This window comes from Pseudomonas sp. 44 R 15 (genome assembly GCF_900004965.1).
In the GTDB taxonomy this organism is placed as follows: domain Bacteria; phylum Pseudomonadota; class Gammaproteobacteria; order Pseudomonadales; family Pseudomonadaceae; genus Aquipseudomonas; species Aquipseudomonas orientalis_A.
Genome location: NZ_CVTU01000056.1, coordinates 12366 through 38632, shown reverse-complemented (window position 1 = coordinate 38632; position 26267 = coordinate 12366). Strand labels below are relative to the sequence as shown.

The following is a 26267-nucleotide window of genomic DNA, read 5'->3' as shown; positions in this document are numbered from 1 at the left end:
CCCGATGGCGGTGGGTCAGTCAATAAATCTGCTACTGATACACCGTTATCGGGAGCAAGCCCCCTCCCACAGTTAACTGTGTTGTGTCAGATAGTCCCGATAGGTACTAGACCCAAATTGCATCCCACAAAGGATAGTCCCCGATCCGCTCGACCAACCCCGCTCGCAATGGATTGGCCACTACATAGCGGGCCATTTTCACCAGGTCATCTTCTTTGCGCAGCGCCCGGTCGTGGAAGCTTTCCTGTCATAGCCGGCCCTTGCGTCCGGTGGCGCCGTTGACGGTTCGTGTGCTTCTGGATTTTACCTGGCACATCAGGTCTGCCAGCGAGCCTTTTTTCAGCTCGAGGATCCAGTGGAAATGGTCGGGCATGATGACCCATGCCAGGGAGTTCGCCAGCCCTTGGTGCTGAGCGATTCGAAATTGCCGGACCACCAAGCGTCCGAGGTGAAAGTCGCTGAACAGGCGAATGCGTTCATGGGTATTGGTGGTAATCAAGTAGATGCGATTCGGTTCGCTGATTCGGCCGATGCGCAGGCGATGTGAAGCGGGTAGATCAGGCATTCCCTGGCCTCTCTGCTAAGTGGACTCTGAGAGGCTAGGAGGGGTGGGCTGAATGTGATGTGCAGGCTTTTGGCAGGATGTGTCTGGAAGGGCGCTATCGGGAGCAAGCCCCCTCCCACAGGGGGCCTGCAGTGTTCATACATTGTGTGTCTGGCACGGAACCAGTGTGGGAGGGGGCTTGCTCCCGATGAGGCCGTAACAGGCGCCGCCGTCAGTGCGTCTGCCCCTCGCTTCCAGCTTGCCACCCACCCCCCAACGCCGTCACCAACCCCACACTCGCCTGCAACTGCCGTGTCTGCACCGCCTGCAAGGTTCGCTGCGCCTGCAAGGCCGCTGTCTGCGCGGTGACCACATCCAGATAACTCACGGCTCCCGCCTCATAGCTGTTCATCGCCAGCGCCTGGGTGTGCTGCGCTGCATCCGCCGCCGCCTGTTCGTCCTGGGCCTGCTGCTGCAAGTCGCGCAGTTGTGCGAGGTTGTCTTCCACCTCACGCACGGCTTTCAACACCTGGCTGCGGTACTGCGCCGATGCTTCTTCAAATTCGGCCCTGGCCTGGCGTTCGTTGGCGCTCAAGCGTCCGCCATCAAGGATGGGCAGGTTCATCAACGGCCCCAGTGCCCAATAACGATTGCCCGCTGAAAGCAGATTGCCCACGCCCTGCGTCTGGCCGCCAATCAACCCGGTCAGACTGAAGTCCGGATACCACGCCGCCTTGGCCACGCCGATAGAGGCATTGGCTGCAAACACTCGCCGTTCCGCCGCCGCAATATCCGGGCGACGTTGCAGCAGGTGGCTGGGCAGTTGCGCTGGAATCCCTGGCAAGGCCATTAACTGCGGGCTGGCTGGCAGTGAAAAGTTACTGGCCGCGACGCCGACCAATTCGCCGATGGCGTGCTCGGTGAGGTTGCGCTGCCCACGCACTTCATCCAGCTGCGCCCTGGCCTCGGCCAGTTGATTTTGCGCACGGGTAAGGTCCAGTTCCGAGGCGATCTGCCCCTCATAACGGCTACGGGTGAGTTGCAGCGCCTGGCTGAAATCCTCCAGGGAGTGGGTGAGAATCCGGCTCTGCGCATCCAGCCCGTTGAGTTGCACATACAGCGTTGCCAGTTGCCGTTGCAGGCTCAGGCGCGCCACGGCCAAGTCATCGCCGGATGCTTGCGCCTGGGCGTCGCCGGCCGCGACCTGGTTGCGGATTTTGCCCCACAGGTCCAGCTCGTAACTCAACGAGAATCCGGCGGTGTCGCTGTTGTATACCGACGGTTGCGTCGTGCCGCGCAAAGGCCTCGAATCCGATTGGCGCTGGCGCAACGGCTGGGCGCTGGCGGTGAGCTGTGGAAACAGCCCTGCATGCAGTTGACTGGCATACGCCTGGGACGCATCGAAATGCCCCAGCGCCGCGGCCAGGTCGGGGTTGGCCGTGAGCAGTTGCTGTTGCAGCGCATCGAGCGTTGGGTCCTTGTACAGCTTCCACCATTGCGGCGCCAAGGTGTCGGACGGCTGCGCGCTGTGCCACGGGCCGTCGCTGGTCTGTTCGCGGTAACCGGCCGGCAGGTCAACCGACGGCACGTGGTAGACGGGTGCCATGGAGCAGCCTTGCAAGGCCAGCAGCATCAGTGCCGCTAACGGGTTAAGCCTTGGGCGCATGGGCACCCCCGGTGGCGTCGGCCAGTTGTACCGTGTCGCCTTCGCGCAGGGCATCGGGTGGGTTGTCGATGATGCGGTCGGCGGGTTTCAGGCCCTGGTCGATCACCAGCCGTTCGCCCAGGTCCAGGCCGATATGAATGACTTGCAGGTGCACATGGTTGTGCCGGTCCAGCACCGCGACCTGGGTGCCCTGGGCGCGGAAGATCAGCGCGCTGGCGGGGATGCTCACGCCATGGGTGTCCGCCGGAATCGGCAAGGTCGCTTCGGCATAGTCGCCGGGCAGCAGTTCACCGTTAGGGTTGTCGACGACGAACTGCGCGAGCAGGGTGCCGGAGCGTCGGTCGATGGCCGTGGAGTCGCCGATCAGGCGCGCCTTGAAGTGCTCGCCCGGATGTTCGGGCACCGTCAGCTCGGCTTCCAGGCCTGGGTGGATCACCGCTGCGTAGTTCTGTGGCACCGGCACGTACAGGCGTAGCTGGTGGGTGTCGGCAAGGCTGAACAGTTCCGGATCGCTGTCGGTGTCGGCCTTGATCAACTGGCCGATGTCGGTATTGCGCGCGGTGATGGTGCCGGCGAAGGGCGCACGCAGGGTCTTGTAGCTTTCCAGTGCGCACAGCCGCGCATAGTCGGCGGCGGCCGCCTGGGCGTTGGCTTTGGCGGCGGCGGCATCCGAGGTTTTCTCATCGGCTTCCTGGCGCGACACGGAGTGGCTGGCCAGCAGGTTTTGCCAACGCGTTGCAGTGGTGGCGGCCAGGCGTGCATTGGCCTGTTCCTGGACCAGGTGGGCGTGGGTTTGCGCCAGTTGCTGGTCAAGGTCCGGGCTGTCGATCTGCGCGAGGATTTGCCCGGCCTTGACCTGGCTACCGATATCGACCTTCCAGTCCTTCAAATAGCCGCTGACCCGGGCATGGATCGGCGCCTTGCTCCAGGCCTCCAGGTGCGCCGGCAAGCGCAGGGTGTCGCCGCTGGCATTCTGTTTGGGCTGGAACACCCTCACCTGGGGGATGGCCGCGGTTTCAGTCCAGGCGGTCACCGCTTGTTCATGCAGCGTGCGGGCGTGCAAGCCGTTGGCGACCAACAGGGCGGCCAGGGTCAGGCCGCCGATACCCATGAGCATCAGACGCTTGCGCGAGGGTTTTTGATCAGACGACATGGGACGTTTCTCCAGCAATTGCGCGAGTAGGGTGACGACCGTGGACCAGGCTGAAGACCACGGGAACAAACAACAAGGTGGCGACGGTGGCGAAGATCAACCCACCGATCACGGCGCGGCCCAGCGGCGCGTTCTGTTCCTCGGACAGCGCCAGGGGCAGCATGCCGATGATCATCGCCAGGGCGGTCATGCACACCGGGCGAAAGCGCGTGTAACCGGCTTCCATCGCAGCTTTCAAGGCATCGCCATGTTCGGCCAGGCGTTCACGGCAGAAACTCACCACCAGGATCGAGTTGGCGGTGGCCACGCCCATGCACAGAATCGCGCCGGTCAGCGCGGGCACCGATAGCGAGGTGCCGCTGAGGAACAGCATCCACACGATCCCCGCCAATGCTGCGGGCAACGCGGTGATGATCACGAAGGGGTCGGCCCAGGATTGGAAGTTGACCACGATCAGCAGGTAGATCAACACCACGGCGCCGAGCAGGCCGAAGCTCAAGCCGCTGAACGCCTCGTGCAGCGCATCGATCTGCCCGTGCAGGCTGATCGTCGCGCCTTTGGGGCGCATGGACGCGGTGTCATCGAGGACTTTTTGCACATCCCGGGCGACGCCACCGAGGTCGCGGCCCTGCACGTTGGCGTACAGGTCCAGGGTGGGTTCGATGTTGTAGTGCGTCACCACCGCCGGGCTTTGTACCCGCGAAATAGTCGCCACGCCGCCGAGGATCTGGGACTGGCCATCGGCACCGGTCACCGGCAGGGCCTCCAGCGAAGGCAGGCTGTCGAGACGGTATTGCGGCGTCGCGGCCACGATCGAATAGGACACGCCATTGGCCGGATTCAGCCAGAACGTGGGCGCCACCTGGGAGCTGCCGGCAAGGGAGGCGACCATGCTGTTGGTCACGTCTTTTTCGGTGATGCCCAGGCCATTGGCGCGCAGGCGGTCGACATTCACCTGCAGCGACGGGTAACCGGTGGACTGCTGGATACGCAGGTCAGCGATGCCCGGGACGTGTTGCAGGCGCCGTTCGAGTTCCACGGCATAGGCGCGGTTTTCGGCATCGTTGCGTCCGGAAATCTTCACGTCCAGTGGTGCCGGCGTGCCGAAGTTGAGGATCTGGCTGCTGATGTCCGCCGGCAGGAACGCAAAGTGGCTGCCGGGGAAGCTTTGCGGCAGGGCCTCACGCAGTTTTTTCACGTAATCGGCGGTGGGCGCGTGGTCCTTTTTCAGCGTGACCTGGATATCGCCGTCCTGCGGGCCGATGGTGCCGCTGTTGCTGTAGGCCATGTCGATGCCGCTGAGCGGGATGCCGATGTTGTCGACGATCATGTCCAGCGCTTGCGCCGGGATCACCTCGCGAATCCGCGCTTCGATGCGGTCGAACGCGGCGGCGCTTTCCTCGATGCGCGTACCCAGCGGCAGGCGCACATGCAGCGCCAGTGCGCCGGCATCGGTCGCCGGAAAAAAATCCTGGCCCAGGCTCGGCAGCAGCACGAACGAGGCCAGCACACAGGCGAGGAACCCGACGATAAAGCGCTTGCGCGCGCCGAGTGCGAGCATCAGCAGGCCGTGGTAGGTGTCGCGGATATTCGAGAAATGCCGCTCGAACCCTTGCTGGAAATTCAGCACGGCTTGCAGCGCGGCATGGCGCGGCTTGCGGTGCTGTTCGCCCTCGTGGTGGTTGATGAATGGGTCTTCCGGATGATGCCCCAGGCCTTGCTCCGGTGCGTGGGGCTTGAGCAGAAACATCGCCAGCGTCGGCACCAGGGTGCGCGAGAGAATGAACGAACTGGCCATGGCAAAGATCACCGCCAGCGCCATCGGCCGGAACAGATACCCGGCGATGCCCTGCAGCAGGAACATCGGCACGAACACGATGCAGATGCACAGCAGCGAGACGAACGCCGGGCCGACGATTTGTGCGGCGCCGTCGAGGATCGCCGTTTTCACCGCCTTGCCTTGTTCCAGGTGCCAGTTGATGTTTTCGATGGTCACCGTGGCGTCGTCCACCAGAATGCCCACCGCCAGGGCCAGGCCGCCGAGGGTCATCACATTGAGGGTTTGCCCGCTGACCGCCAGCAGCGCGATGGCCGACAGCACCGCCAGGGGGATGGATGCGGCAATGATCAGGGTCGAGCGCCAGCTGCCGAGAAACAGCAGGATCATCGCGCTGGTCAGCAGGGCGGCGATGATGCCTTCCTGGGCCACGCTGCCCACCGACTGCTTGACGAACACCGAGGCGTCGCCCAGCAGTGAGGTCTTCAGCGACGGCGGCAGGGTTTCGTTGATGCGCGGCAGCATCTGGCGGATGCCGTCGATGATCGAGAGCGTCGAGATGCTGCCGTTCTTCAAGGCCGGCATCAGCACCGCACGGTGGCCGTCGACGCGCACGATATTGGTCTGCGGGGGCGAGCCGTCCCGTACGTGGGCCACTTGGCCGATGGTGATGATCGCGCCGTCGACGTTCTTGATCGGCAAGTCATTGAGCTCATCGATGGCCTTGGGGCTGTTGTTCAGCAGGATCGTGTATTCGTTGGGGCCAAGCTTGGCGGTGCCCACCGGGATGATCTGGTTCTGCAATGCCAGGGCATTGCCCACGTCCTGGGCCGACAAACCCTTGGCCGCCAGGGCCTGGGGATCGAGGTCCAGGGTGATCTGGCGCTGCTTGCCGCCCATCGGAGTGGGCATCGCCAGGCCGGGCAGGGCGCTCAGCGGCAGGCGGATGTTGTTCTGCACCAGGTCGCGGATTCTCGCCTCCGACAGGCTCGGGCTGGAGAACGCCATTTGCAGGATCGGCACCGTGGAGGCGCTGTAGTTGAGGATCAGCGGCGGCGTGATACCCGGTGGCATCTGCTTGAGCACCGTCTGTGATACCGCCGTGACCTGGGCGTTGGCGGTGCGGATATCCACGCCGGGCTGGAAGAAGATCTTGACGATGCCCATGCCTGGCAGGGATTGCGATTCGATATGTTCGATGTCGTTGACGGTGGTGCTCAGGGAGCGTTCGTAGGTGTAGATCACCCGCCCGGCCATGGCGTCCGGCGACAGGCCGTTGTATTGCCAGACCACGGCGACCACGGGGATACCGATATCGGGGAACACATCGGTGGGCGTACGCAGGGCCGCCATGGGCCCGATGATGCAGATGAATATGGCCAGCACGATAAACGTGTACGGCTTGTGCAGTGCGGTCTTTACCAGCCCGAGCATGCGTGAGTCTCCGAGAAGAGCAGGATTGCAAACCCCGGCAGTCTTGCCCGACCCACCTAACACGCACCTTTCAGCCAGGTGAAGGAACATTTAGGTAACGGCTGAAGATCGTTTCATTTGTATTCATTTGTTCTACAAACGGCGGCTCTTCAAGCTTGTCAGCCATCGGATACGCTTTTTACTGATGCGCTTTGGAGCCCTGCCATGTCACCGAAAACACTGTTGTTGATTCCCACCCTTGCGGCTGTCGTACTGTTGTCGGCGTGTGCCGGCCCGATACCCAAGGCCGACCCGAGCCAAGCCTGGATCGGCTTGAAAGAAGAGGCACCCAATGACTTGTTGGCCGAGCGTCTCGATGGCAAGCGCGTCGATGACGGGCGCTACTTCGAAGTGAGCCCCGGGGACCATCGCCTGGACGTGACGTTGTTTGAGGAGGAGCCCGGCGACGATAACCAGCAGGACTGCCAGGGCCGGGTCGAGTACAAGCATTTCAAGGCGGGTGAGCATTACACCCTGGAGGAATCGAGCCTGGGGACTACCGTGCGCGCAGCGCTCAAGGATGGCCACGGCAAGGAGGTCGCCGCCACCCAGGACTTCAATTGCATGCCCGGCTAGGCGTGATGCACCGTCGCCTTGCTCGGCTTGGCGGGCGCGGCGGGTTTGACGTGGGGGTGATTGTGCCGGCGGGTCACGCGCATGACCCCCCACAACATGGCGGCGGCCACCGCCAGCCAACCGCAGATCAACAGGAAAATCGTCGTTGCAAGGCTCATTCAGGCCTCCCTTCACCCCGTCCGGGGTACACACAGTCTTCTCAATGGACAGTCTAGCTACCCGGCGGTTGCCTGCTATTGACCAATGGTCGTGTCCGTCCAACTTGTTTGCTCTATGGCGGGCGGTTTATCGACACGTGAGGCTATACCCTTGCCCAAGAGCGTCCTATGATCGGGGCCCTCACCGGCAGTTGATCAAGAGAGTCAAACATTGCGCTTACGGTCGAACCTCAAAACATCCATCCTGCTGGCCTGTGCCCTGGGGCTGATGGCCTGTTCCAGCCAGCCGTCGAAACTTCCCGGCCTGCCGGAGCGGGTTGAGCTCAATGGCGTCCCCACTTTTCGCAGCGAGGCTTATCAGAGCGGTCCTGCGGCACTGGCCAGCATGCTGTCGCAACAAGGCATTGTCATGACACCGGGGCTGCTCGATAAGCCACTGCACCTGCCGGGCGCCGAGGCGGACCTTGAGCGCAACATGCCAAAGCTGGCGCGTGAGTACGGGCTGATGGTGTATCCGCTGGATGCCGGGCTGACCGCAGTGCTGGCGCAGGTGGCGGCCGGTTATCCGGTAATGGCGCGCATCAACTCCAGCTTCTGGTCCGGCCCGCGTTACGTCGTGGTGGTGGGGTTCAATCAGCAGAAAAGCACGGTGCTGTTGCGTTCCGGCATGGAGCGGCGATTGATGATGAGCTTTGGTGACTTCGAGTCGGCGTGGAAGAGCGCGGGTCATTGGGCGATCCTGACCCAGCGTCCGAGCCAGTTGCCGGCGAATGTGGACGCGCAGCGTTGGCGGGAGGCGGCGAACGCTACGGCCCAGGCCGGGCAGGAAGGGGCGGCGGCCCAGGCGCTCAAGGTCCTGGCGGAACGCAGATAAAAATGTGGGAGGGGGCTTGCCCCCTCCCACATTTGATCGGTGCTGTCAGTTGACTAGCGACGCACTTCCGTCACACCCGCACGGTTCTTCAGATTCTTGTCAGCCTTGTAGCGCAACGCCACATCCGGCACCGCGCCGCCCTTGCCGGTCTCGACCCAGCTGCGAATACGGCTGGCATCGGCAAAGTGGGTGAACTTGCCAAAAGCATCCAGGATCACCAGCGACACCGGGCGGTTACCCATGCTCGTGACCAGCACCAGGCAGTGCCCGGCCTGATTGGTAAAGCCGGTCTTGGTCAGCTTGATGTCCCAGTTGGCACGATTGATCAGGTGATCGGTGTTGGAGAAACCCAGGGTGTAGTTGGGCTTGCGGAACGCCACGGTCTTTTCCTTGGTGGTGCTCAACTGGCTCAACATCGGGAATTTGCGCGCATAGGCCAGCAATTTGCTCAGGTCGCGGGCGGTCGACACGTTATGGATCGACAAGCCTGTAGGCTCCACATAATGGGTGCTGGTCATGCCCAGCGCCTTGGCCTTGGCGTTCATCGCCGCAATAAACGCCGCGTAGCCGCCCGGATAATGGTGGGCCAGGCTCGCGGCGGCGCGGTTTTCCGAGGACATCAGTGCGATCAGCAGCATCTCCTTGCGCGGCATCTGGCTGCCGATCTTCACGCGCGAGAACACCCCTTTCATCTCCGGCGTGTCGGTGATGTTGATATCGATGTATTCATCCATGTTCTGCTTGGCTTCCAGCACGATCAGGCCGGTCATCAGCTTGCTCACGGACGCGATGGGCACCACCACGTCGGGGTTGCTGGCATAGATCACTTTGTTGGTCTGCAAATCCACCAGCATGGCGCTTCCGGAAGCAATTTGCAGTTTGGAGGCGTCACGCGGGGCCAGGGTGGATTCGGCGGCGTGGGCGAAGGTGCCTGTGAAAGCAAAAAACAGGCTGACAAGAGAAAGACGAATTTTCACGCGGATGAACTCGCTAAAAAGTAAGGAAATACCGTTTGGGAAACGGGTTTTTGTTAAATACCGTTACATTTTAGGATGTATGGACGAGAAAGCGATAGAGGCCTTTAAATAAAGGCTGTAAGCCGATGATTGGTCGGATCTAATTCTCCGATTTTTTGGCTTTAAAGGCTAGGGCGAGCGATGAGGTGCCGCGTGCCTGTCACCACCTATTGATTGCCTTTTGCGCCCATGAGGTCTGTGTAGGCAAGAAAGCCCCAGATTCACTGGGGCCGCTCCTCATGTGTCAAATCCTTATCCAGCCTGTGAAGGTCGCTGTCATCACGTATTTCAACCGTAAAGACTGCCATGGGGTGGATAACGGAATAGGCGTCAGCGAGTTCTCTATCGTGACGCCGATTGGAATAATTCCTACTAGTCCGCTGGAGGCATCCCTTTTGAAGGTGATTTCTTCGCCATCTTGGCCAGTACCAAGTAAGACGTTATAGCCCTCGCCTGTAATAACCTCAGTCGAATAGGTCATCGTTCCAGTATCCAAGCTGAACGGCCCGGAAATAACTCGGTAGTCTGTGCGGATTATACCGTTGATCGTCGCTCCGTTATAAAAGGTATTTCCCCCGACATCCTCCCCTGACAGTACGTTCCTGCGTACCTTGCCATTAACCGGTGGAAATTTAACTCCAACGCGGTTCTGGAAATAACAGTTCGTAACGTAAATTGTTCCGCCGGTCGCGCTCCGAAAACTAATTTGGAAAGTGGAGTTAGCGTCTGTGTCGGCCGTATGCGTCAACTCGCTGCCGATCTTCTGGAAGTTCTCGGAAGGCTTAAGCCTTGAAACATGTCGATGCTGCACGCTGCCAGTTCCGCTTACAACGCGCATCATTATATCCACATCACCCGATACGCAAAGTACGAAACAACCAAAGCTTATGGGACCATTAATCATAAGGAGCGGGCTCTGCGATGCTGTATATATAGCACCGTCAGCAGGCAAGGCAGGAAATATGATTTGGGTTGATGTTTCGTAGCCGGATTCAGGCATCGCCACGGTGGACAGTGTGGTAATACCCGACCAGCTTGCGCCATTTTCGGCTCCCTTGCCCCAACGCTCGGATATGAGGTTGGAACTGTCGACCAAGAGATTTTCTGCGGATTGACGGTTTCGACTGATGGTCTGCATGCCATTTGGGCCGTTGATTTTTCCAGTGCCAACGGACGCTAGAGCCTGTGGCGTCAAGAAGGTCAGGGTGGCGTTGTCCCCTTTTGGCGTTTCGTTGTAGTAATCGACCTGTGTCGCAAGATTTATGGTATTTCCGCTCCCTGCGTGAAAACCTGCGCCGTCGCTTCTAATTGTTGTGCCACCAGCGAGCACATCGAATACACCATCCTTTCCGTCAGCATAAATATTCCAACCGGTGCAAGACTCGATGTAGCCTCTATAAACAGTCGCAAAGCCGCTGTCGCGAAGCCCTATTGAAGTCTCGGAGCGTCTGCAGTATTCAATAGTCGATGAAATTATATTGTTCGCGCTCGTGGGATCAATATAGACACCGACTTCACACGTTGTTGGGTCCGTTGCCCCGACAGGAGGGAGTCCGGAACTATATCTACCGCCAATATGACCGCCGTTTACTTTGTTTGCGTTGCTATTTATAAAAACTATGCCGCGTATTGCATTGTCGCACCAACCTATATTCACAACGTGAGAATAGGAGCTATTGAACTCGACATTATTCTGAAAGCCGCCTATCTGCCCGACCTCGATGACATTGCCCCCCATGCCCGAGATCTGTATCCCAACAAGTGGAAAACCGCTGAAGCCAGGACCTTGCATCCAGTCCACGGCAAACCTCGCGGCAGAACTTCCAACAGACACTGCGACGCCAGACATCTGAGTGCATATCAAGTGCCGGATATGAACCCTTGAACGATTAAAGTCGAGCTGTACCGCAGGGGTGGTTCGATACTGGGGGATTGTCAGTGGTGATCCGACTGTTAACGGTGCAGAGCAAATAACTGATGTGCCACTGGGAACGCAAGCGTCCATGATTCTCTGAGCAAGCAATCCGCAGTCAGTGCCTTCAGTCACACCGCCGTATTCCATTGCGACAGCGTCATCTATCAATCGCAGCCAACAGCCGACCCCTCCAGTGTCCGTCTCACCGCTTCCATTCATATAGCTGAGGATGGAAGCCTGCGCGATTGAAAGAGACGCCGTGGGGACTGTGGGGCTGAAAACCCGAAAACCATCATGGGCGGACTTCAGCACTTCGGGAGCCCATACCAAGTGCCCGCCGCCACTTCGGTGGTCCAGGTGGTATGAATTCAGAAGGGCTTGCTCGCCGGCCGTCTCGCCGATGGCTTCGAAGATATCTTTGACTGCGTTGAATTGCCGAACGTATCTGTTGGCAACAAGGTTTATAACTTTTTCATTGGTAGCATTTTCCACATTTATCACTCCATTGCTGTGGAAGAAGTCGCCCCCATGGTGAAATCGTGGGCGTCGCTGCCAGCCGGCACTGCTGTTTAACGTGGCTGGTTATGCATACAGTATTGCTGTTCCTGACGTAAATTCAAGCTGAAAATGCATTTAATATGCGTTGGTGCATATAAAATGCAGTGCAGGGCTTTTCGCTGTATGAGAGGCCGGTTCCAGGCCGATTTCGATTAGGAGGGCGATCATCGGCGGAAATTTTGACCGGCTACGGCCTTTGAGCTGAGAAATTTTTTCTCAAGAAATAAAAAGCCCCGCGCTAAGGCAGGGCTTTTTCAGTACGCGTGGTTATTAGCCGTGGAGCGTTTCCGCCGCATACAGCGTGTTCTCCAGCAGGCACGCCCGGGTCATCGGGCCTACGCCGCCTGGAACCGGGGTGATCCAGCCGGCGCGGGGCAGGGCGGTGTCGTAGACCACGTCGCCGACCAGCTTGCCGTCGTCCTGGCGGTTGATGCCCACGTCAATGACGATGGCGCCTTCCTTGATCCATTCACCTTTGACCAGGCCCGGCTTGCCGGCGGCGACCACCACCAGGTCGGCGCGGCCAACGTGGCCGGCCAAATCCTTGGTGAAGCGGTGGGTGACGGTCACGGTGCAGCCGGCCAGCAACAGTTCCATGGCCATCGGGCGACCGACGATGTTCGAGGCGCCAACCACGACGGCGTCGAGGCCATAGAGATCGACCCCGGTGCTTTCCAGCAACGTCATGATCCCCTTGGGCGTGCAGGGGCGCAGCAGCGGGATGCGCTGGGCCAGGCGACCGACGTTATAGGGGTGGAAACCATCGACGTCTTTGTCCGGGCGGATGCGTTCCAGCAGTTGGGAGGCGTCCAGGTGCTCGGGCAGCGGCAACTGGAGCAGGATGCCGTCCATGTTCGGGTCATCGTTGAGGCTGTCAATCAGGTCAGTGAGGGCCTGTTGAGTGGTGTCCGAAGGCAAGTCGTAGGCTTTGGAGATAAAGCCCACCTCTTCGCAGTCTTTACGCTTGTGCGAGACATAAACCTGAGAGGCAGGATCGCTGCCGACCAGGATCACCGCGAGGCCAGGCGTGCGCAGGCCTTGCTGGCGACGCTCGGTGACGCGTTTGGCGATCTGCTGGCGCAGGCTGGCGGCGATTGATTTGCCGTCGATAAGTTGTGCAGTCATTACGCGTGATTAACCATCGAGAGGGGGAAGAAAAGTGCGCGCATTCTCGCACGCCAGGGCGCGAGGGCAAAGGCGCTTGGTCTGCAAATTGGCCTAACCCCTTAAATAAAATCAGTTTTTTTCAAAAAAGATTTGACGGGTTTCAGGCCGCTCTATACTATTCGTCGCACTTGTCGGGCACAGCCTAGCACTGGTTAGAAAGTCGAGCAGAATTGTTGTCCTGCAAGGCTGGAAACACTTAGTTTGTAATCCTCCAAGAGTACAGATTAATCAGGCGCCCGTAGCTCAGCTGGATAGAGCATCCGCCTTCTAAGCGGATGGTCGCAGGTTCGAGTCCTGCCGGGTGCGCCATTAGGCAGCTTTGGCACAAGTAGCGCTATATGGTGGGCGTAGCTCAGTTGGTAGAGCACGGGATTGTGACTCCCGTTGTCGAGGGTTCGATCCCCTTCGTCCACCCCATATTTTGAAAGGCGCCAGATTAACCGTCTGGCGCCTTTGCTTTAAGAGCTTCAAGCGCGGATGTGGTGGAATTGGTAGACACACTGGATTTAGGTTCCAGCGCCGCGAGGCGTAAGAGTTCGAGTCTCTTCATCCGCACCAAATAAAACGTTGCTCGGCTGTCAGGTCGGGCAAGGTTGGACAAAGAAAAAGAAGTAGTTTGGTTTCTTTGTTAATGCAATATGGTGGGCGTAGCTCAGTTGGTAGAGCACGGGATTGTGACTCCCGTTGTCGAGGGTTCGATCCCCTTCGTCCACCCCATATTCGAAAGGCGCCAGATTTAACAGTCTGGCGCCTTTTTTGGTTTTGGCCGCTTGATATGTCAGCGGTCGCAGGTAGTGGGCTCCATCGGCAGCGCGTTTCGTCGTATTTGTGTGTCTCGATGATGCCGCGTTGCCCGTTCGCGCCGTTCGCGGGGCGGACCGTCAGGGAGATGAATGGCTGCTTTCTCACTATATAGAAGGGCGGCGCAGAGCCCTGGCGCAATTGGCTGTATTTGTCACCGGGGCGAGGTACTTCAGTGCCTTCGTACCGATAAATTGCTGGCTGTTTCCAGGTGTATTTTCAGTAGGGTGACTTCTTGAGTTTGACCCACTAGAATGCATGCCCTTGATTGGGGTCGGAAATGGCCGGCTAATGTCTGTGCAACGAGGAATATCCATGCAAGTTTCTGTTGAAAATACTACTGCTCTCGAGCGCCGCATGAGCATCACCGTGCCGGCAGAGCGTATCGAGACTGCGGTCAACAAGCGTCTGCAGCAGACTGCCCAGAAGGCCAAGATCGCTGGTTTCCGTCCAGGCAAAGTGCCGATGAGCGAAATCAAGCGTCGTTTTGGTGCCGATGCGCGCCAGGAAGCGGTAGGTGACGTGATCCAGGCTTCCTTCTACGAAGCCGTTGTCGAGCAGAAGCTGAACCCGGCTGGCTCGCCGTCGATCGAACCCAAGTCCCTGGAAGCTGGCAAGGACCTGGAATACGTAGCGACGTTCGAAGTGTTCCCTGAGTTTGAAGTGGCCGGTTTTGAAGGCATCGAAATCGAGCGCCTGAGCGCCGATGTCGCTGATTCGGACCTGGACAACATGCTGGAAATCCTGCGCAAGCAGAACACCCGTTTCGAAGTGGCCGACCGTGCCGCCCAGAACGAAGACCAACTGAACATCGATTTCGTTGGCAAGGTTGACGGCGAAGTGTTCGCTGGCGGTTCCGCCACCGGTACCCAGCTGGTGCTGGGCTCCAACCGCATGATCCCGGGCTTCGAAGACGGCCTGGTCGGCGCCAAGGCCGGTGAAGAGCGCGTTCTGAACCTGGAATTCCCTGCTGACTACCAGAACCTGGACCTGGCCGGCAAAGCCGCCGAGTTCACCGTGACCGTCAACAGCGTTTCCGAGCCTAAGCTGCCGGAACTGAACGAAGAGTTCTTCGCTCAATTCGGCATCAAGGAAACCGGCATCGAAGGCTTCCGCACCGAAGTTCGCAAGAACATGGAGCGCGAGCTGCGCCAGGCGATCAAGTCCAAGGTCAAGAACCAGGTCATGGACGGTCTGCTGTCCGCCAACCCGATCGAAGTGCCAAAGGCCCTGCTGTCCAACGAAGTGGATCGCCTGCGCGTACAAGCTGTCCAGCAGTTTGGTGGCAACATCAAGCCTGACCAGCTGCCGGCCGAGCTGTTCGAAGAGCAAGCCAAGCGCCGCGTCGTGCTGGGCCTGATCGTGGCTGAAGTGGTCAAGCAGTTCGACCTCAAGCCGGACGAAGACCGTGTTCGCGAAATGATCCAGGAAATGGCCTCGGCCTACCAGGAGCCTGAGCAGGTTGTGGCTTGGTACTACAAGAACGACCAGCAACTGAACGAAGTACGTTCGGTTGTGCTTGAAGAACAAGTTGTGGATACTGTTCTGCAGAAGGCTAAGGTGACCGATAAAGCGGTCTCTTACGAAGAAGCAGTCAAACCGGCAGAAGCAGCACAAGCCGACTGATTGTCCAACTCGTTGGAAATTCAACCATAAGCCAGCCTCGCGCTGGCTTATGCGTTTTCAAGACATGACTATTTGGGAGTAACTGCAGAGCATGTTCCGTAATTCCTATATTCAGCAGAACTCTGATATCCAGGCCGCAGGCGGCCTGGTCCCGATGGTTGTCGAGCAGTCCGCTCGTGGCGAACGCGCCTACGACATCTACTCGCGCCTGCTCAAGGAGCGAGTGATCTTTCTGGTTGGCCCGGTAGAGGACTACATGGCCAACCTGATCTGTGCGCAGCTGCTGTTCCTTGAAGCGGAAAACCCGGACAAGGACATCCATCTCTACATCAACTCGCCGGGCGGTTCGGTGACAGCGGGCATGTCGATCTACGACACCATGCAGTTCATCAAGCCAAACGTATCGACTACCTGCATTGGCCAGGCCTGCAGCATGGGTGCATTCCTGCTGACCGCCGGTGCCGAGGGCAAGCGTTACTGCCTGCCGAACTCACGCGTGATGATTCACCAGCCACTGGGCGGTTTCCAGGGCCAGGCATCGGACATCGAAATCCATGCCAAGGAAATCCTCTTCATTCGTGAGCGCCTCAATACGCTGATGGCCAAGCACAGCGGGCACACACTTGAAGAAATCGAGCGTGATACCAACCGTGATAATTTCATGAGCGCTGAAGCTGCCCGTGAATACGGGTTGATCGACGCAGTGATCGAAAAGCGCCCCGCTTAATATAAGCCGCTCAAAATAGGGCTGGTCGGCATGCCCGACCACTGGCGGGCTTGAAAAAGCCCGCATAAGCCTTCATCTTGTGTTGCAAGCCTATCGGATTTGGATCGAACGAATGACTGACACCCGCAACGGCGAGGACAACGGCAAGCTGCTTTATTGCTCCTTCTGTGGCAAAAGCCAGCATGAAGTACGCAAATTGATTGCCGGCCCCTCGGTGTTTATCTGCGACGAATGCGTCGACCTGTGCAATGACATCATCCGCGAGGAGGTGCAGGAAGCCCAGGCCGAGAGCAGTGCGCACAAACTCCCATCGCCTAAAGAAATCAGCGGCATCCTTGACCAGTATGTGATTGGTCAGGAGCGTGCAAAAAAGGTTCTGGCCGTAGCGGTGTACAACCACTACAAGCGCCTGAACCAGCGTGACAAGAAAGGCGACGAAGTCGAGCTCGGCAAGAGTAATATCCTGCTGATCGGCCCCACAGGCTCGGGTAAGACCCTGCTTGCGGAAACCCTCGCTCGCCTGCTGAACGTTCCGTTCACCATCGCCGACGCCACCACCCTCACCGAGGCGGGCTACGTGGGCGAAGATGTCGAGAACATCATTCAGAAACTGCTGCAGAAGTGCGACTACGACGTAGAGAAGGCCCAGATGGGTATTGTCTACATCGACGAAATCGACAAGATTTCGCGCAAGTCGGACAATCCGTCGATCACTCGGGATGTTTCCGGTGAAGGCGTGCAGCAGGCCCTGTTGAAGCTGATCGAAGGCACGGTCGCTTCGGTACCGCCCCAGGGCGGCCGCAAGCATCCGCAGCAGGAATTCCTGCAGGTCGATACGCGTAACATCCTGTTTATCTGTGGCGGTGCGTTTTCCGGGTTGGAAAAGGTCATCCAGCAGCGCTCCACCCGGGGCGGTATCGGTTTCGGCGCGGAAGTGCGCAGCAAGGAAGAAGGCAAGAAGGTGGGCGAGTCCCTGCGTGAAGTCGAACCTGACGATCTGGTCAAGTTCGGTCTGATCCCGGAATTCGTCGGCCGTCTGCCGGTTCTGGCGACGCTGGACGAGCTGGATGAGGCGGCGTTGATTCAGATCCTCACCGAGCCGAAAAACGCCCTGACCAAGCAGTACGCCAAGCTGTTCGAGATGGAAGGTGTGGACCTCGAGTTCCGTACCGACGCGCTCAAATCAGTGGCCAAGCGCGCACTGGAGCGCAAGACCGGTGCACGTGGTCTGCGCTCGATCCTCGAAGGCGTGTTGCTCGACACCATGTACGAAATCCCCTCGCAGTCCGAGGTGAGTAAAGTGGTGATCGACGAAAGCGTTATCGAAGGCAAGTCCAAGCCACTGTATATCTATGAAAACAGTGAGCCGGCTGCCAAGGCTGCACCTGACGCATAAGCGTCTTTGCAGTGGCGGTACAAGCAAGGGGCCTTTTTGGGGCCCCTTGTTTTTTTGGGGTGTTTTTGCGTGACGGCTGATTAAATCGCGTTTATTCATGCGTTTAAGTGCTGGCATTGAGCTTGTTTTTTTTGCATGCAACCCCCATCTTGGTTTCAAGCTTATTTTTCAACTGTCATAGAGGCGAAATCATGAAGACAACCATCGAATTGCCTCTCCTGCCGTTGCGTGATGTCGTCGTCTATCCGCACATGGTTATCCCGCTGTTCGTGGGGCGCGAGAAGTCTATCGAAGCCCTCGAGGCCGCGATGACGGGCGACAAGCAGATCCTGCTGCTGGCCCAGAAGAATCCTGCCGATGATGATCCGGGCGAAGACGCCCTGTATCGCGTCGGTACCGTTGCAACTGTCCTGCAATTGCTCAAGCTGCCCGACGGTACCGTCAAGGTGTTGGTGGAAGGCGAGCAGCGCGGTGCGGTCGAGCGTTTCATGGAGGTCGACGGCCACCTGCGCGCCGAAGTGGCGCTGATCGACGAAGTCGAAGCCCCTGAGCGTGAGTCCGAAGTATTCGTGCGCAGCCTGCTTTCGCAGTTCGAACAGTATGTGCAGCTGGGCAAGAAGGTCCCGGCGGAAGTCCTGTCGTCCCTGAACAGCATCGATGAGCCGAGTCGCCTGGTCGACACTATGGCGGCGCACATGGCGCTGAAAATCGAGCAGAAGCAGGACATCCTCGAAATCATCGACCTGTCGGCCCGTGTCGAACATGTGCTGGCACTGCTCGATGGTGAAATCGACCTGCTGCAGGTCGAGAAGCGCATTCGTGGCCGCGTGAAGAAGCAAATGGAGCGCAGCCAGCGCGAGTACTACTTGAATGAGCAGATGAAGGCCATTCAAAAAGAGCTCGGCGACGGCGAGGAAGGCCACAACGAGATCGAAGAGCTGAAAAAGCGTATCGATGCCGCCGGCCTGCCGAAGGATGCGCTGACCAAGGCGACGGCCGAGCTGAACAAGCTCAAGCAAATGTCGCCGATGTCGGCTGAAGCCACCGTGGTGCGCTCCTACATCGATTGGCTCGTGCAAGTGCCGTGGAAGGCCCAGACCAAGGTACGCCTGGACCTGACCCGCGCCGAAGAAATCCTCGATGCCGACCATTATGGTCTTGAGGAGGTCAAGGAGCGGATCCTTGAATACCTCGCCGTGCAAAAGCGTGTGAAGAAAATTCGGGGTCCGGTGTTATGCCTGGTCGGGCCTCCCGGGGTGGGTAAAACCTCTCTGGCGGAGTCCATCGCCAGCGCGACCAACCGCAAATTTGTGCGCATGGCCCTTGGCGGCGTGCGTGACGAAGCGGAAATCCGCGGCCATCGCCGGACATATATCGGTTCGATGCCAGGAAGATTGATTCAAAAAATGACCAAAGTGGGCGTGCGTAACCCGCTGTTCCTGCTCGATGAAATCGACAAAATGGGCAGCGATATGCGCGGCGATCCTGCGTCGGCGCTGCTTGAGGTGCTCGATCCCGAGCAGAACCACAACTTCAACGACCATTACCTGGAAGTCGATTACGACCTGTCCGACGTAATGTTCCTGTGCACCTCCAACTCCATGAACATTCCGCCGGCGTTGCTGGACCGGATGGAAGTGATTCGCCTGCCGGGTTACACCGAAGACGAAAAGATCAACATCGCCGTCAAATACCTCGCGCCCAAGCAGATCTCGGCCAACGGCCTGAAGAAAGGCGAGATCGAGTTTGACGTCGAAGCCATCCGTGACATCGTGCGCTATTACACCCGCGAGGCCGGTGTACGGGGCCTCGAGCGTCAGATTGCGAAAATCTGCCGCAAGGCGGTCAAGGAACATGCACTGGAAAAACGCTTCTCGGTGAAAGTGACGGCCGACGCGCTGGAACATTTCCTCGGTGTGCGTAAATTCCGCTACGGCCTGGCCGAGCAGCAGGATCAGGTAGGGCAGGTGACTGGCCTGGCGTGGACCCAGGTGGGCGGCGAGTTGCTGACGATTGAAGCGGCCGTCATCCCGGGCAAGGGGCAGTTGATCAAGACCGGCTCCCTGGGCGATGTGATGGTCGAATCGATCACCGCCGCGCAGACCGTGGTGCGCAGTCGCGCCAGGAGCCTGGGCATTCCCCTGGACTTCCACGAGAAGCACGACACCCATATCCATATGCCGGAAGGGGCAACCCCGAAGGACGGTCCCAGCGCGGGTGTAGGCATGTGCACGGCCCTGGTGTCGGCATTGACCGGCATTCCGGTGCGTGCCGATGTGGCGATGACCGGTGAGATCACCCTGCGTGGCCAGGTATTGGCCATCGGTGGTCTGAAAGAGAAATTGCTCGCCGCGCACCGGGGTGGAATCAAGACCGTGATCATTCCCGAAGAGAATGTCCGCGACCTGAAGGAAATTCCAGACAATATTAAACAGGATCTTCAGATCAAACCGGTTAAATGGATTGACGAAGTCCTGCAAATTGCGCTGCAATACGCGCCGGAGCCCTTGCCGGATGTGGCTCCGGAGATTGTCGCGAAGGACGAAAAACGCGAGTCGGATTCCAAGGAAAGAATTAGCACGCATTAAAGTGTTGGAGCCTGGGGGGCTTCCTTGACAGCTTTTTAGAGCCCTTGTTATAAAGCGGCTCTTAAGTGTCTGTTGGCCATCCAGCACTGGTTTTTGCTTTTTACCAAAAAACTTAGAATCATACTCATAGATATATAAGGGGACTTAGAGTGAACAAGTCGGAACTGATTGATGCTATCGCTGCATCCGCTGATATCCCGAAAGCTGCTGCCGGCCGTGCGCTGGACGCAGTAATCGAATCCGTCACTGGCGCTCTGAAGGCCGGCGACTCCGTGGTACTGGTAGGCTTCGGTACTTTCTCTGTGACTGACCGTCCAGCTCGCACTGGCCGTAACCCACAGACCGGCAAAGCACTGCAAATCGCTGCTGCCAAGAAACCAGGTTTCAAAGCCGGTAAAGCCCTGAAAGAAGCCGTTAACTAAGCTTCGATCAAGCCTTTGCTTACCCGGGTCGGACGCTGGTCTGGCCTGGCAGCGGAGCGGTAGCCGGCCCGAGTATCCATCGGGTCGCCACGCCGGGGGTCAGAGTTAAAACCCCCGTCCGCTCCGCCAGTTACGAGAAGGCGCATCCTCGGATGCGCCTTTCTTCTATCCGGATTCTACCCACGCTCCACGGTTGCCTATTTTTGATGTTCAACCGTTTCTGGGGGACGCATGCTGCAAAATATCAGGGACAATTCACAAGGCTGGATTGCCAAGACCATTATCGGGATCATCGTCGCATTGATGGCGTTCACCGGTATCGAGGCTATTTTCCAGGCTTCGGGTAATAACAAGCAGGACGTGGCCAAGGTCAACGGTGAGGAAATCACCCAGACCGAACTGAGCCAGGCCGTTGATATGCAACGGCGCCAGCTGATGCAACAACTGGGCAAGGATTTCGATGCTTCCCTGTTGGACGAAAAACTGTTGCGCGATGCGGCCCTCAAGGGCCTGATCGATCGCAAGCTGCTGCTGCAAGGCGCGGCGGATTCCAAGTTCGGCTTCTCGGAAGCGGCCTTGGACCAGGTGATCCTGCAGACGCCGGAGTTCCAGGTGGATGGCCAGTTCAACGCCGAGCGCTTTGACCAGGTGATTCGTCAGCTGGGCTATAGCCGCCTGCAATTCCGTCAGATGATGACCCAGGAAATGCTGATCGGCCAGGTTCGCGCAGGCATCGCCGGCAGTGGTTTCGTGACCGATGCCGAGGTGCTGGCATTCGCCCGTCTGGAGAAACAGACCCGCGATTTCGCCACCGTCAATATCAAGGCTGACCCGGCAGCGGTGAAACTCACCGACGCCGAAGTCAAGGCCTACTACGACCAGCATGCCAAGGAGTTCATGACTCCGGATCAGGTCGTCATCGACTACCTGGAGCTGAAGAAGTCGTCCTTCTTCGACCAGGTCACCGTCAAGGACGATGAGTTGCAGGCCGCCTACGAGAAAGAAACCGCCAACCTCGCTGAACAGCGTCGTGCCGCGCACATCCTGATCGAGGTCAACGACAAGGTCACCGAGGCGCAAGCCAAGGCCAAGATCGAAGACATCCAGGCGCGCCTGGCCAAGGGCGAACAGTTTGACGCCCTGGCCAAGGAGTTCTCCCAGGATCCGGGTTCGGCCAACAATGGCGGTGATCTCGGCTTTGCCGGTCCCGGCGTGTACGATCCGGACTTCGAAACGGCGCTGTACGGCCTCAAGCAAGACCAGGTGTCCGCGCCGGTGCGCAGCGCCTTCGGTTGGCACTTGATCAAGCTGTTGGGCGTTGAAGCACCGCAAGTGCCGACGTTCGCCAGCCTGAAAGACAAGCTGACCCGCGAGCTCAAGACCCAGCAGGTTGAACAGCGGTTCGTCGAGGCGACCAAGCAATTGGAAGATGCGGCATTCGAGGCTTCCGACCTGGCCCAACCGGCGTCCGACCTGAAATTGACCGTACACACCTCGGCGCCGTTCGGCCGTGAAGGTGGCGAAGGCGTTGCGGCCAACCGTGCCGTGGTCACCGCTGCGTTCAGTCCGGAAGTGCTGGATGAGGGGGCCAACAGCAGCGCCATTGAGCTGGACCCGGAAACCATCATCGTGCTGCGCGCCAAAGAACACCTCAAGCCTGCCCAGCTGCCGCTGGAAAAGGTCGAGGCGGCGATCCGCACGCAGATGACCAAGGAGCGTGCGAGCGCTGCCGCCAAAACCCATGCCGACGAGTTGATCGCCAGCCTGCGTGATGGCAAGACCGCACTGGACCAGCCGATTGACGGCCAGGCCTGGAAGGTGACTGAAGCGGCGACCCGTGGCCAGGAAGGCGTCGACCCTGCTGTGCTGCAAGCGTTGTTCCGCATGCCCAAGCCAGCGGCCAAGGACAAGCCGACCTTCACCACCGTCACTCTGCGTGACGGCAGCCTGATGATCGTGCGCTTGAACGGTGTCAACGAAGCGGCAGCCCCTACGGACGAAGAAAAAGCGCAATACCGCCGCTTCCTCGCGTCCCGTATCGGCCAGCAGGACTTCGCGGCATATCGCAAGCAGCTGGAAACCCAGGCAGACATCAAGAAGTTCTGATGTCGGCTTGAATAAAAAGACCCCGTCCTGAAAAGGCCGGGGTCTTTTTTTGCGCGCATTAAAGCCTGTGACGTTTTACCGACAGGAATGCGCGCGCCCACCCCTCGTTCTGTTGCACAATACCGCCCGGACTGTTTTTCTCAGGATTTTCGATGTTGACATCATTTCACTTGCGAAACCTCGGGTTGGCGCTGGTGCTGGCGGGCGCGGCGGGTTGCTCGTCACCCAAGACCGCTATTTACGAACATGAGAATTTCGACGACTCCGGTACGTTTTCCCGCGATTACCCGGTGAGCGATGTGGCGGCCTGTGAAGCGGCGCGCCGTGCCCTGCTGAGCCAGGGCTATATCATCACCAGCAGCGATCCGAAGCTGGTGGCCGGTAACAAGAGTTTCCAGCAGACCGGCGAGACCCACCTGCAGATCAGCTTCAACGTGGTGTGTGCCGCCGATGGCAAAGGCAGCAACCATTCGACGATGTTTGCCAACGCCCTGCAGGACCGCTATGCGCTGAAGAAGGTCAACAACTCCGCAAGTCTCGGGGTTGGGGTGCTGGGTTCGGTGTCGATGCCGATCGGCTCCACCGATGACTCGATGGTCAAGGTGGCGAGCGAGACCGTCTCGGCGCCCAAGTTCTATGAGCGTTACTTTGCCTTGGTGGATGTGTTCCTGCCCCAGGAAGTGAAGCAGGCTGCGCATATACCCGAGAAGCCCAAGGATGAGCTTGGCATGCCTGAACCAAAAGCTGCGCCGGCCGCCGAGAAGCTCGAGACACCTCAGCAGATGCCCGCAATCCCTGCCGCCGCGCAGCCACTGGCACCGCCACCCGAGGCCGCACCCATCGCGCCCAGCGTAGAGCCGTTACCACAGACGCCAGCCGCGACTCCGGCCACCGAGTCCGCGCCCGCGCCGACCAACCCCAGCCTGCCGGCGCCGACAGAGGCGATTCCCGCCCTGCCAACGCCAACGCAGTGACTCAGACCGTTACGGGGTCTGTCTTGTCGACATTGATCCCGTAGCGGTTGATCGCCTCTGTGATGTTGTCACGACCGATCACACCGTCATCCGCCAGTGCCTTCAGCGCCGCCAGCACGATGAAGTGGCGGTCCACTTCAAAGAACTCGCGCAACGCTTCCCGGGTGTCCGACTGCCCGAACCCATCGGTTCCCAGCGCGACAAAGCGGCGGCCCTGTACGAAGGGGCGAATCTGATCGGCGAATAATTTCATGTAGTCCGTCGCCGCCACCACCGGCCCGGCTTTTCCGACAAGGCACTCCTCCACGTAACTCAGACGCGGCTCACTTTGCGGATGCAACAGGTTCCAGCGCTCTACGGCGTGCCCGTTACGGCGCAACTCGGTCAGGCTGGTGACGCTCCACACATCGCTATCTACAGCGAAATCTTCCCGGAGCAGCGACGCTGCAGCGATGACTTCGCGCAGGATCGAACCACTTCCCATCAGCTGAACCCGAGCATCCGGGTGTGTGCTCAGCGGATACATCCCCTTGAGAACCCCATCCTCTACGCCTTCGGGCATTGCCGGGTGCGGGTAGTTTTCGTTGAGCAGGGTGATGTAGTAGTAAATGTCTTGCTGTTCGACATACATGCGCCGCATGCCCTCGCGAATAATCACCGCCAGCTCGTAGGCAAAGGTCGGGTCGTAGGCCACGCAGCACGGTACTACCGAGGCCAGGATATGGCTGTGCCCGTCGTCATGCTGCAACCCTTCACCCATCAAGGTGGTGCGCCCGGCCGTGGCACCCAGCAGAAAGCCGCGGGCGCGCGCGTCGCCCGCCGCCCAGGCCAGGTCGCCGACGCGCTGGAAGCCGAACATCGAATAGAAAATATAAAACGGGACGGTCATCAGGCCATGGTTGCTGTAGGACGTACTTGCCGCGATCCAGGAGGAAATGGCACCCGATTCATTCAGGCCTTCCTGCATGATCTGTCCGTCCTTGCTCTCTTTGTAGTAGCTCAGTTGCCCGGCGTCCTGCGGGGTGTAAAGCTGGCCCACGGCGGAATGGATGCCGATCTGCCGGAACAGGCTCTCCATGCCGAAGGTGCGCGACTCATCCGGCACGATAGGGACGATCAGCTTGCCCAGATGCGGGTCCTTGAGCAGCGTGCCGAGGATGCGTACAAACGCCATGGTGGTGGATATGGCGCGCTCGCCGGTGTCCTTGAGTTGAGTGGCGAATGCGGACAGGGGCGGGACAGTCAACGGGGCAACGTCAGTGTGCCGGGCCGGCACATACCCGCCCAGCGCCTGGCGCCGGGCATTGAAATAGCGCGCTTCTGTGCTGTCGGCCGCCGGCTTGAGGTAAGGAATTTCGTCGAGCAGGTCATCGGCCACTTCCAGCCCGAAGCGGTCGCGGAAGGCTTTTACCGCGTCGGCACCCATTTTCTTCAATTGATGGTTGATGTTCTGGCCTTCGCCGGCTTCGCCCATGCCGAAGCCCTTGACGGTCTTGGCCAGGATCACCGTGGGCTGGCCCTTGTGGCGCACTGCGGCGGCGTAGGCGTTGTAGACCTTGAGCGGGTCATGGCCGCCCCGTGAGAGTTTCCAGATATCGTCGTCGGACATATCCGCAACCAGTGCCAGCAATTCCGGGTATTTGCCGAAGAAATGCTCGCGCACATAGGCGCCATTCTGGGATTTGTAATTCTGGTAATCGCCGTCCACGCATTCCATCATGCGCTGGCGCAGCAGGCCGCTGTGGTCTTTGTCCAGCAGCGCATCCCAGCCACCGCCCCAGATCACCTTGATCACATTCCAGCCGGCGGCACGGTACACACTCTCGAATTCCTGGATCACCTTGGCGTTACCGCGTACCGGGCCGTCCAGGCGCTGCAGGTTGCAGTTGACGACGAAGATCAGGTTGTCGAGTTTTTCGCGACCGGCCAGGGAAATGGCGGCCAGGGATTCCGGCTGGTCCATCTCGCCGTCACCGAGGAACGCCCATACCTTGCGACCCTGGTGTTGCTTGAGGTCGCGAAACTCCAGGTAACGCATGAAGCGCGCCTGATAAGCGGCCGTGATCGGCCCCAGGCCCATGGACACCGTAGGGAATTGCCAGAAGTCCGGCATCAGCCGTGGGTGAGGGTAGGAAGACAGGCCTTGGCCACCGGCTTCGCGGCGAAAGTTATCCAGTTGGGCTTCGTTGAGGCGGCCTTCCAGATACGCGCGGCCGTAGATGCCGGGGGAGGAATGGCCCTGGATGTACACAAGGTCGCCGTCGAAGGTGTCGGTTCGGCCGCGAAAGAAATGGTCGAAGCCTACGTCGTACAGCACAGCGGCTGACGCATAGGTCGCGATATGCCCACCCACGCCTGAGTGTTTGCCGGCACGCAAGACCATCGCCATGGCATTCCAGCGGATAAACGCATTGGTCCGCCGTTCAATGTCCAGGTCGCCGGGGTAGGGCAGTTGGCGGTCGGCAGCGATGGTGTTGACGTAAGGGGTAGTCACCCGCCCGTAAAAGTCGCCATGGCGCGCCACGTCGAAATCCAGCAACTGGTCGATCAGGTAATGGGCGCGAGGGCGGCCTTCGGCCGACAGCACCGATTCGATGGAGTCGAGCCACTCACGGGTTTCCTGCGGATCGTGGTCCAGGGATGCGGCGTTATTCGGATTCATATGAGGCTCCAGGGTAGGCGGATTCCGGGCGGCGAACGCCTTGTGGGCGCGCTGCGATATAGTTGCAATTGCAACGACATGGCGGAAT

17 protein-coding genes, 4 tRNA genes and 1 pseudogene are annotated in these 26267 nt (G+C 59.2%); 13 read left to right on the top strand and 9 right to left on the bottom strand.

The annotated features are described in order from the left end of the window. Window positions 1-106: 106 nt before the first annotated feature. The 4 genes and pseudogenes from BFP93_RS06930 to BFP93_RS06915 form a co-directional block, all read right to left on the bottom strand. Window positions 107-565, bottom strand: a pseudogene (locus BFP93_RS06930) (transposase). Between the two features lie 211 nt (window positions 566-776). After that, window positions 777-2210: an efflux transporter outer membrane subunit gene (locus tag BFP93_RS06925; RefSeq protein ID WP_065892552.1), complete on the bottom strand. Its 1434-nt coding sequence runs from the start codon at window positions 2208-2210 to the stop codon at window positions 777-779. Next, window positions 2194-3363 (bottom strand): efflux RND transporter periplasmic adaptor subunit, encoded by a 1170-nt coding sequence (locus BFP93_RS06920; RefSeq protein ID WP_065892551.1) that lies wholly within the window; start codon window positions 3361-3363, stop codon window positions 2194-2196. Before BFP93_RS06920 ends, BFP93_RS06925 begins: the two co-directional genes overlap by 17 nt. Further along, window positions 3353-6574, bottom strand: coding sequence for an efflux RND transporter permease subunit (locus BFP93_RS06915; protein WP_065892550.1), 3222 nt, complete (start codon window positions 6572-6574; stop codon window positions 3353-3355). The genes BFP93_RS06920 and BFP93_RS06915 overlap by 11 nt, the downstream gene beginning before the upstream one ends. A gap of 204 nt (window positions 6575-6778) precedes the next feature. Here BFP93_RS06915 and BFP93_RS06910 point away from each other — a divergent pair, with 204 nt between their 5' ends. After that, window positions 6779-7189, top strand: a complete 411-nt coding sequence (locus tag BFP93_RS06910; protein WP_065884855.1) for a PA0061/PA0062 family lipoprotein — start codon at window positions 6779-6781, stop codon at window positions 7187-7189. On the opposite strand, the gene BFP93_RS28820 is transcribed toward BFP93_RS06910, so the two are convergent. Next, window positions 7186-7347 carry a hypothetical protein gene (locus BFP93_RS28820; RefSeq protein ID WP_176717553.1) on the bottom strand — a complete coding sequence of 54 codons (162 nt, stop codon included), beginning with the start codon at window positions 7345-7347 and terminating at the stop codon, window positions 7186-7188. The two genes, BFP93_RS06910 and BFP93_RS28820, sit on opposite strands and share 4 nt — an antisense overlap. A 211-nt stretch (window positions 7348-7558) precedes the next feature. Here BFP93_RS28820 and BFP93_RS06905 point away from each other — a divergent pair, with 211 nt between their 5' ends. Continuing rightward, window positions 7559-8221, top strand: a complete 663-nt coding sequence (locus BFP93_RS06905) for a peptidase C39 family protein (protein WP_065892549.1) — start codon at window positions 7559-7561, stop codon at window positions 8219-8221. Window positions 8222-8274: 53 nt separating this feature from the next. On the opposite strand, the gene pbpG is transcribed toward BFP93_RS06905, so the two are convergent. From pbpG to folD, 3 genes are all read right to left on the bottom strand, one after another. Next, a complete protein-coding gene (gene pbpG, locus BFP93_RS06900; protein ID WP_065892548.1) occupies window positions 8275-9198 on the bottom strand; it encodes a D-alanyl-D-alanine endopeptidase in 924 nt (307 codons plus the stop codon). A 283-nt stretch (window positions 9199-9481) separates the two neighbouring features. Continuing rightward, window positions 9482-11644: a hypothetical protein gene (locus BFP93_RS06895; RefSeq protein WP_065892547.1), complete on the bottom strand. Its 2163-nt coding sequence runs from the start codon at window positions 11642-11644 to the stop codon at window positions 9482-9484. A gap of 336 nt (window positions 11645-11980) precedes the next feature. Then, the gene (gene folD, locus BFP93_RS06890) at window positions 11981-12835 is read right to left on the bottom strand and encodes a bifunctional methylenetetrahydrofolate dehydrogenase/methenyltetrahydrofolate cyclohydrolase FolD (RefSeq protein ID WP_065892546.1); all 855 of its coding nucleotides are present in this window, start codon (window positions 12833-12835) and stop codon (window positions 11981-11983) included. A gap of 274 nt (window positions 12836-13109) precedes the next feature. On the opposite strand from folD, the gene BFP93_RS06885 reads away from it, so the two are divergent. From BFP93_RS06885 to BFP93_RS06835, 11 genes are all read left to right on the top strand, one after another. Next, window positions 13110-13186: transfer RNA gene (locus tag BFP93_RS06885), tRNA-Arg, on the top strand. Between the two features lie 32 nt (window positions 13187-13218). Continuing rightward, a tRNA-His gene (locus BFP93_RS06880) sits at window positions 13219-13294 on the top strand. Window positions 13295-13350: 56 nt separating this feature from the next. Next, a tRNA-Leu gene (locus BFP93_RS06875) sits at window positions 13351-13435 on the top strand. A gap of 83 nt (window positions 13436-13518) precedes the next feature. Beyond that, window positions 13519-13594 (top strand) — tRNA-His (locus tag BFP93_RS06870). A gap of 399 nt (window positions 13595-13993) precedes the next feature. Next, complete coding sequence (tig, locus tag BFP93_RS06865) at window positions 13994-15304, top strand: trigger factor (protein ID WP_065892545.1); 1311 nt, start codon at window positions 13994-13996, stop codon at window positions 15302-15304. Window positions 15305-15395: 91 nt separating this feature from the next. After that, the gene (gene clpP / locus BFP93_RS06860; RefSeq protein ID WP_003174822.1) at window positions 15396-16031 is read left to right on the top strand and encodes an ATP-dependent Clp endopeptidase proteolytic subunit ClpP; all 636 of its coding nucleotides are present in this window, start codon (window positions 15396-15398) and stop codon (window positions 16029-16031) included. A 112-nt stretch (window positions 16032-16143) separates the two neighbouring features. Continuing rightward, on the top strand, window positions 16144-17427 hold the full coding sequence (clpX, locus tag BFP93_RS06855; protein ID WP_017136464.1) for an ATP-dependent Clp protease ATP-binding subunit ClpX: 1284 nt from the start codon (window positions 16144-16146) through the stop codon (window positions 17425-17427). 191 nt (window positions 17428-17618) lie between these two features. Next, complete coding sequence (gene lon / locus BFP93_RS06850; protein WP_065892544.1) at window positions 17619-20015, top strand: endopeptidase La; 2397 nt, start codon at window positions 17619-17621, stop codon at window positions 20013-20015. Window positions 20016-20164: 149 nt separating this feature from the next. Next, window positions 20165-20437: an HU family DNA-binding protein gene (locus tag BFP93_RS06845; RefSeq protein ID WP_003174819.1), complete on the top strand. Its 273-nt coding sequence runs from the start codon at window positions 20165-20167 to the stop codon at window positions 20435-20437. Between the two features lie 231 nt (window positions 20438-20668). Continuing rightward, entirely contained in the window at window positions 20669-22543 is a 1875-nt protein-coding gene (locus tag BFP93_RS06840) for a SurA N-terminal domain-containing protein (RefSeq protein ID WP_065892543.1), read from the top strand. 152 nt (window positions 22544-22695) lie between these two features. Beyond that, window positions 22696-23517 (top strand): DUF2242 domain-containing protein, encoded by an 822-nt coding sequence (locus BFP93_RS06835; protein WP_065892542.1) that lies wholly within the window; start codon window positions 22696-22698, stop codon window positions 23515-23517. Window position 23518: 1 nt separating this feature from the next. Here the strand turns inward: BFP93_RS06835 and aceE are convergent, their stop codons facing one another. Beyond that, window positions 23519-26179: a pyruvate dehydrogenase (acetyl-transferring), homodimeric type gene (aceE, locus tag BFP93_RS06830; RefSeq protein WP_065892541.1), complete on the bottom strand. Its 2661-nt coding sequence runs from the start codon at window positions 26177-26179 to the stop codon at window positions 23519-23521. Window positions 26180-26267: the final 88 nt, after the last annotated feature.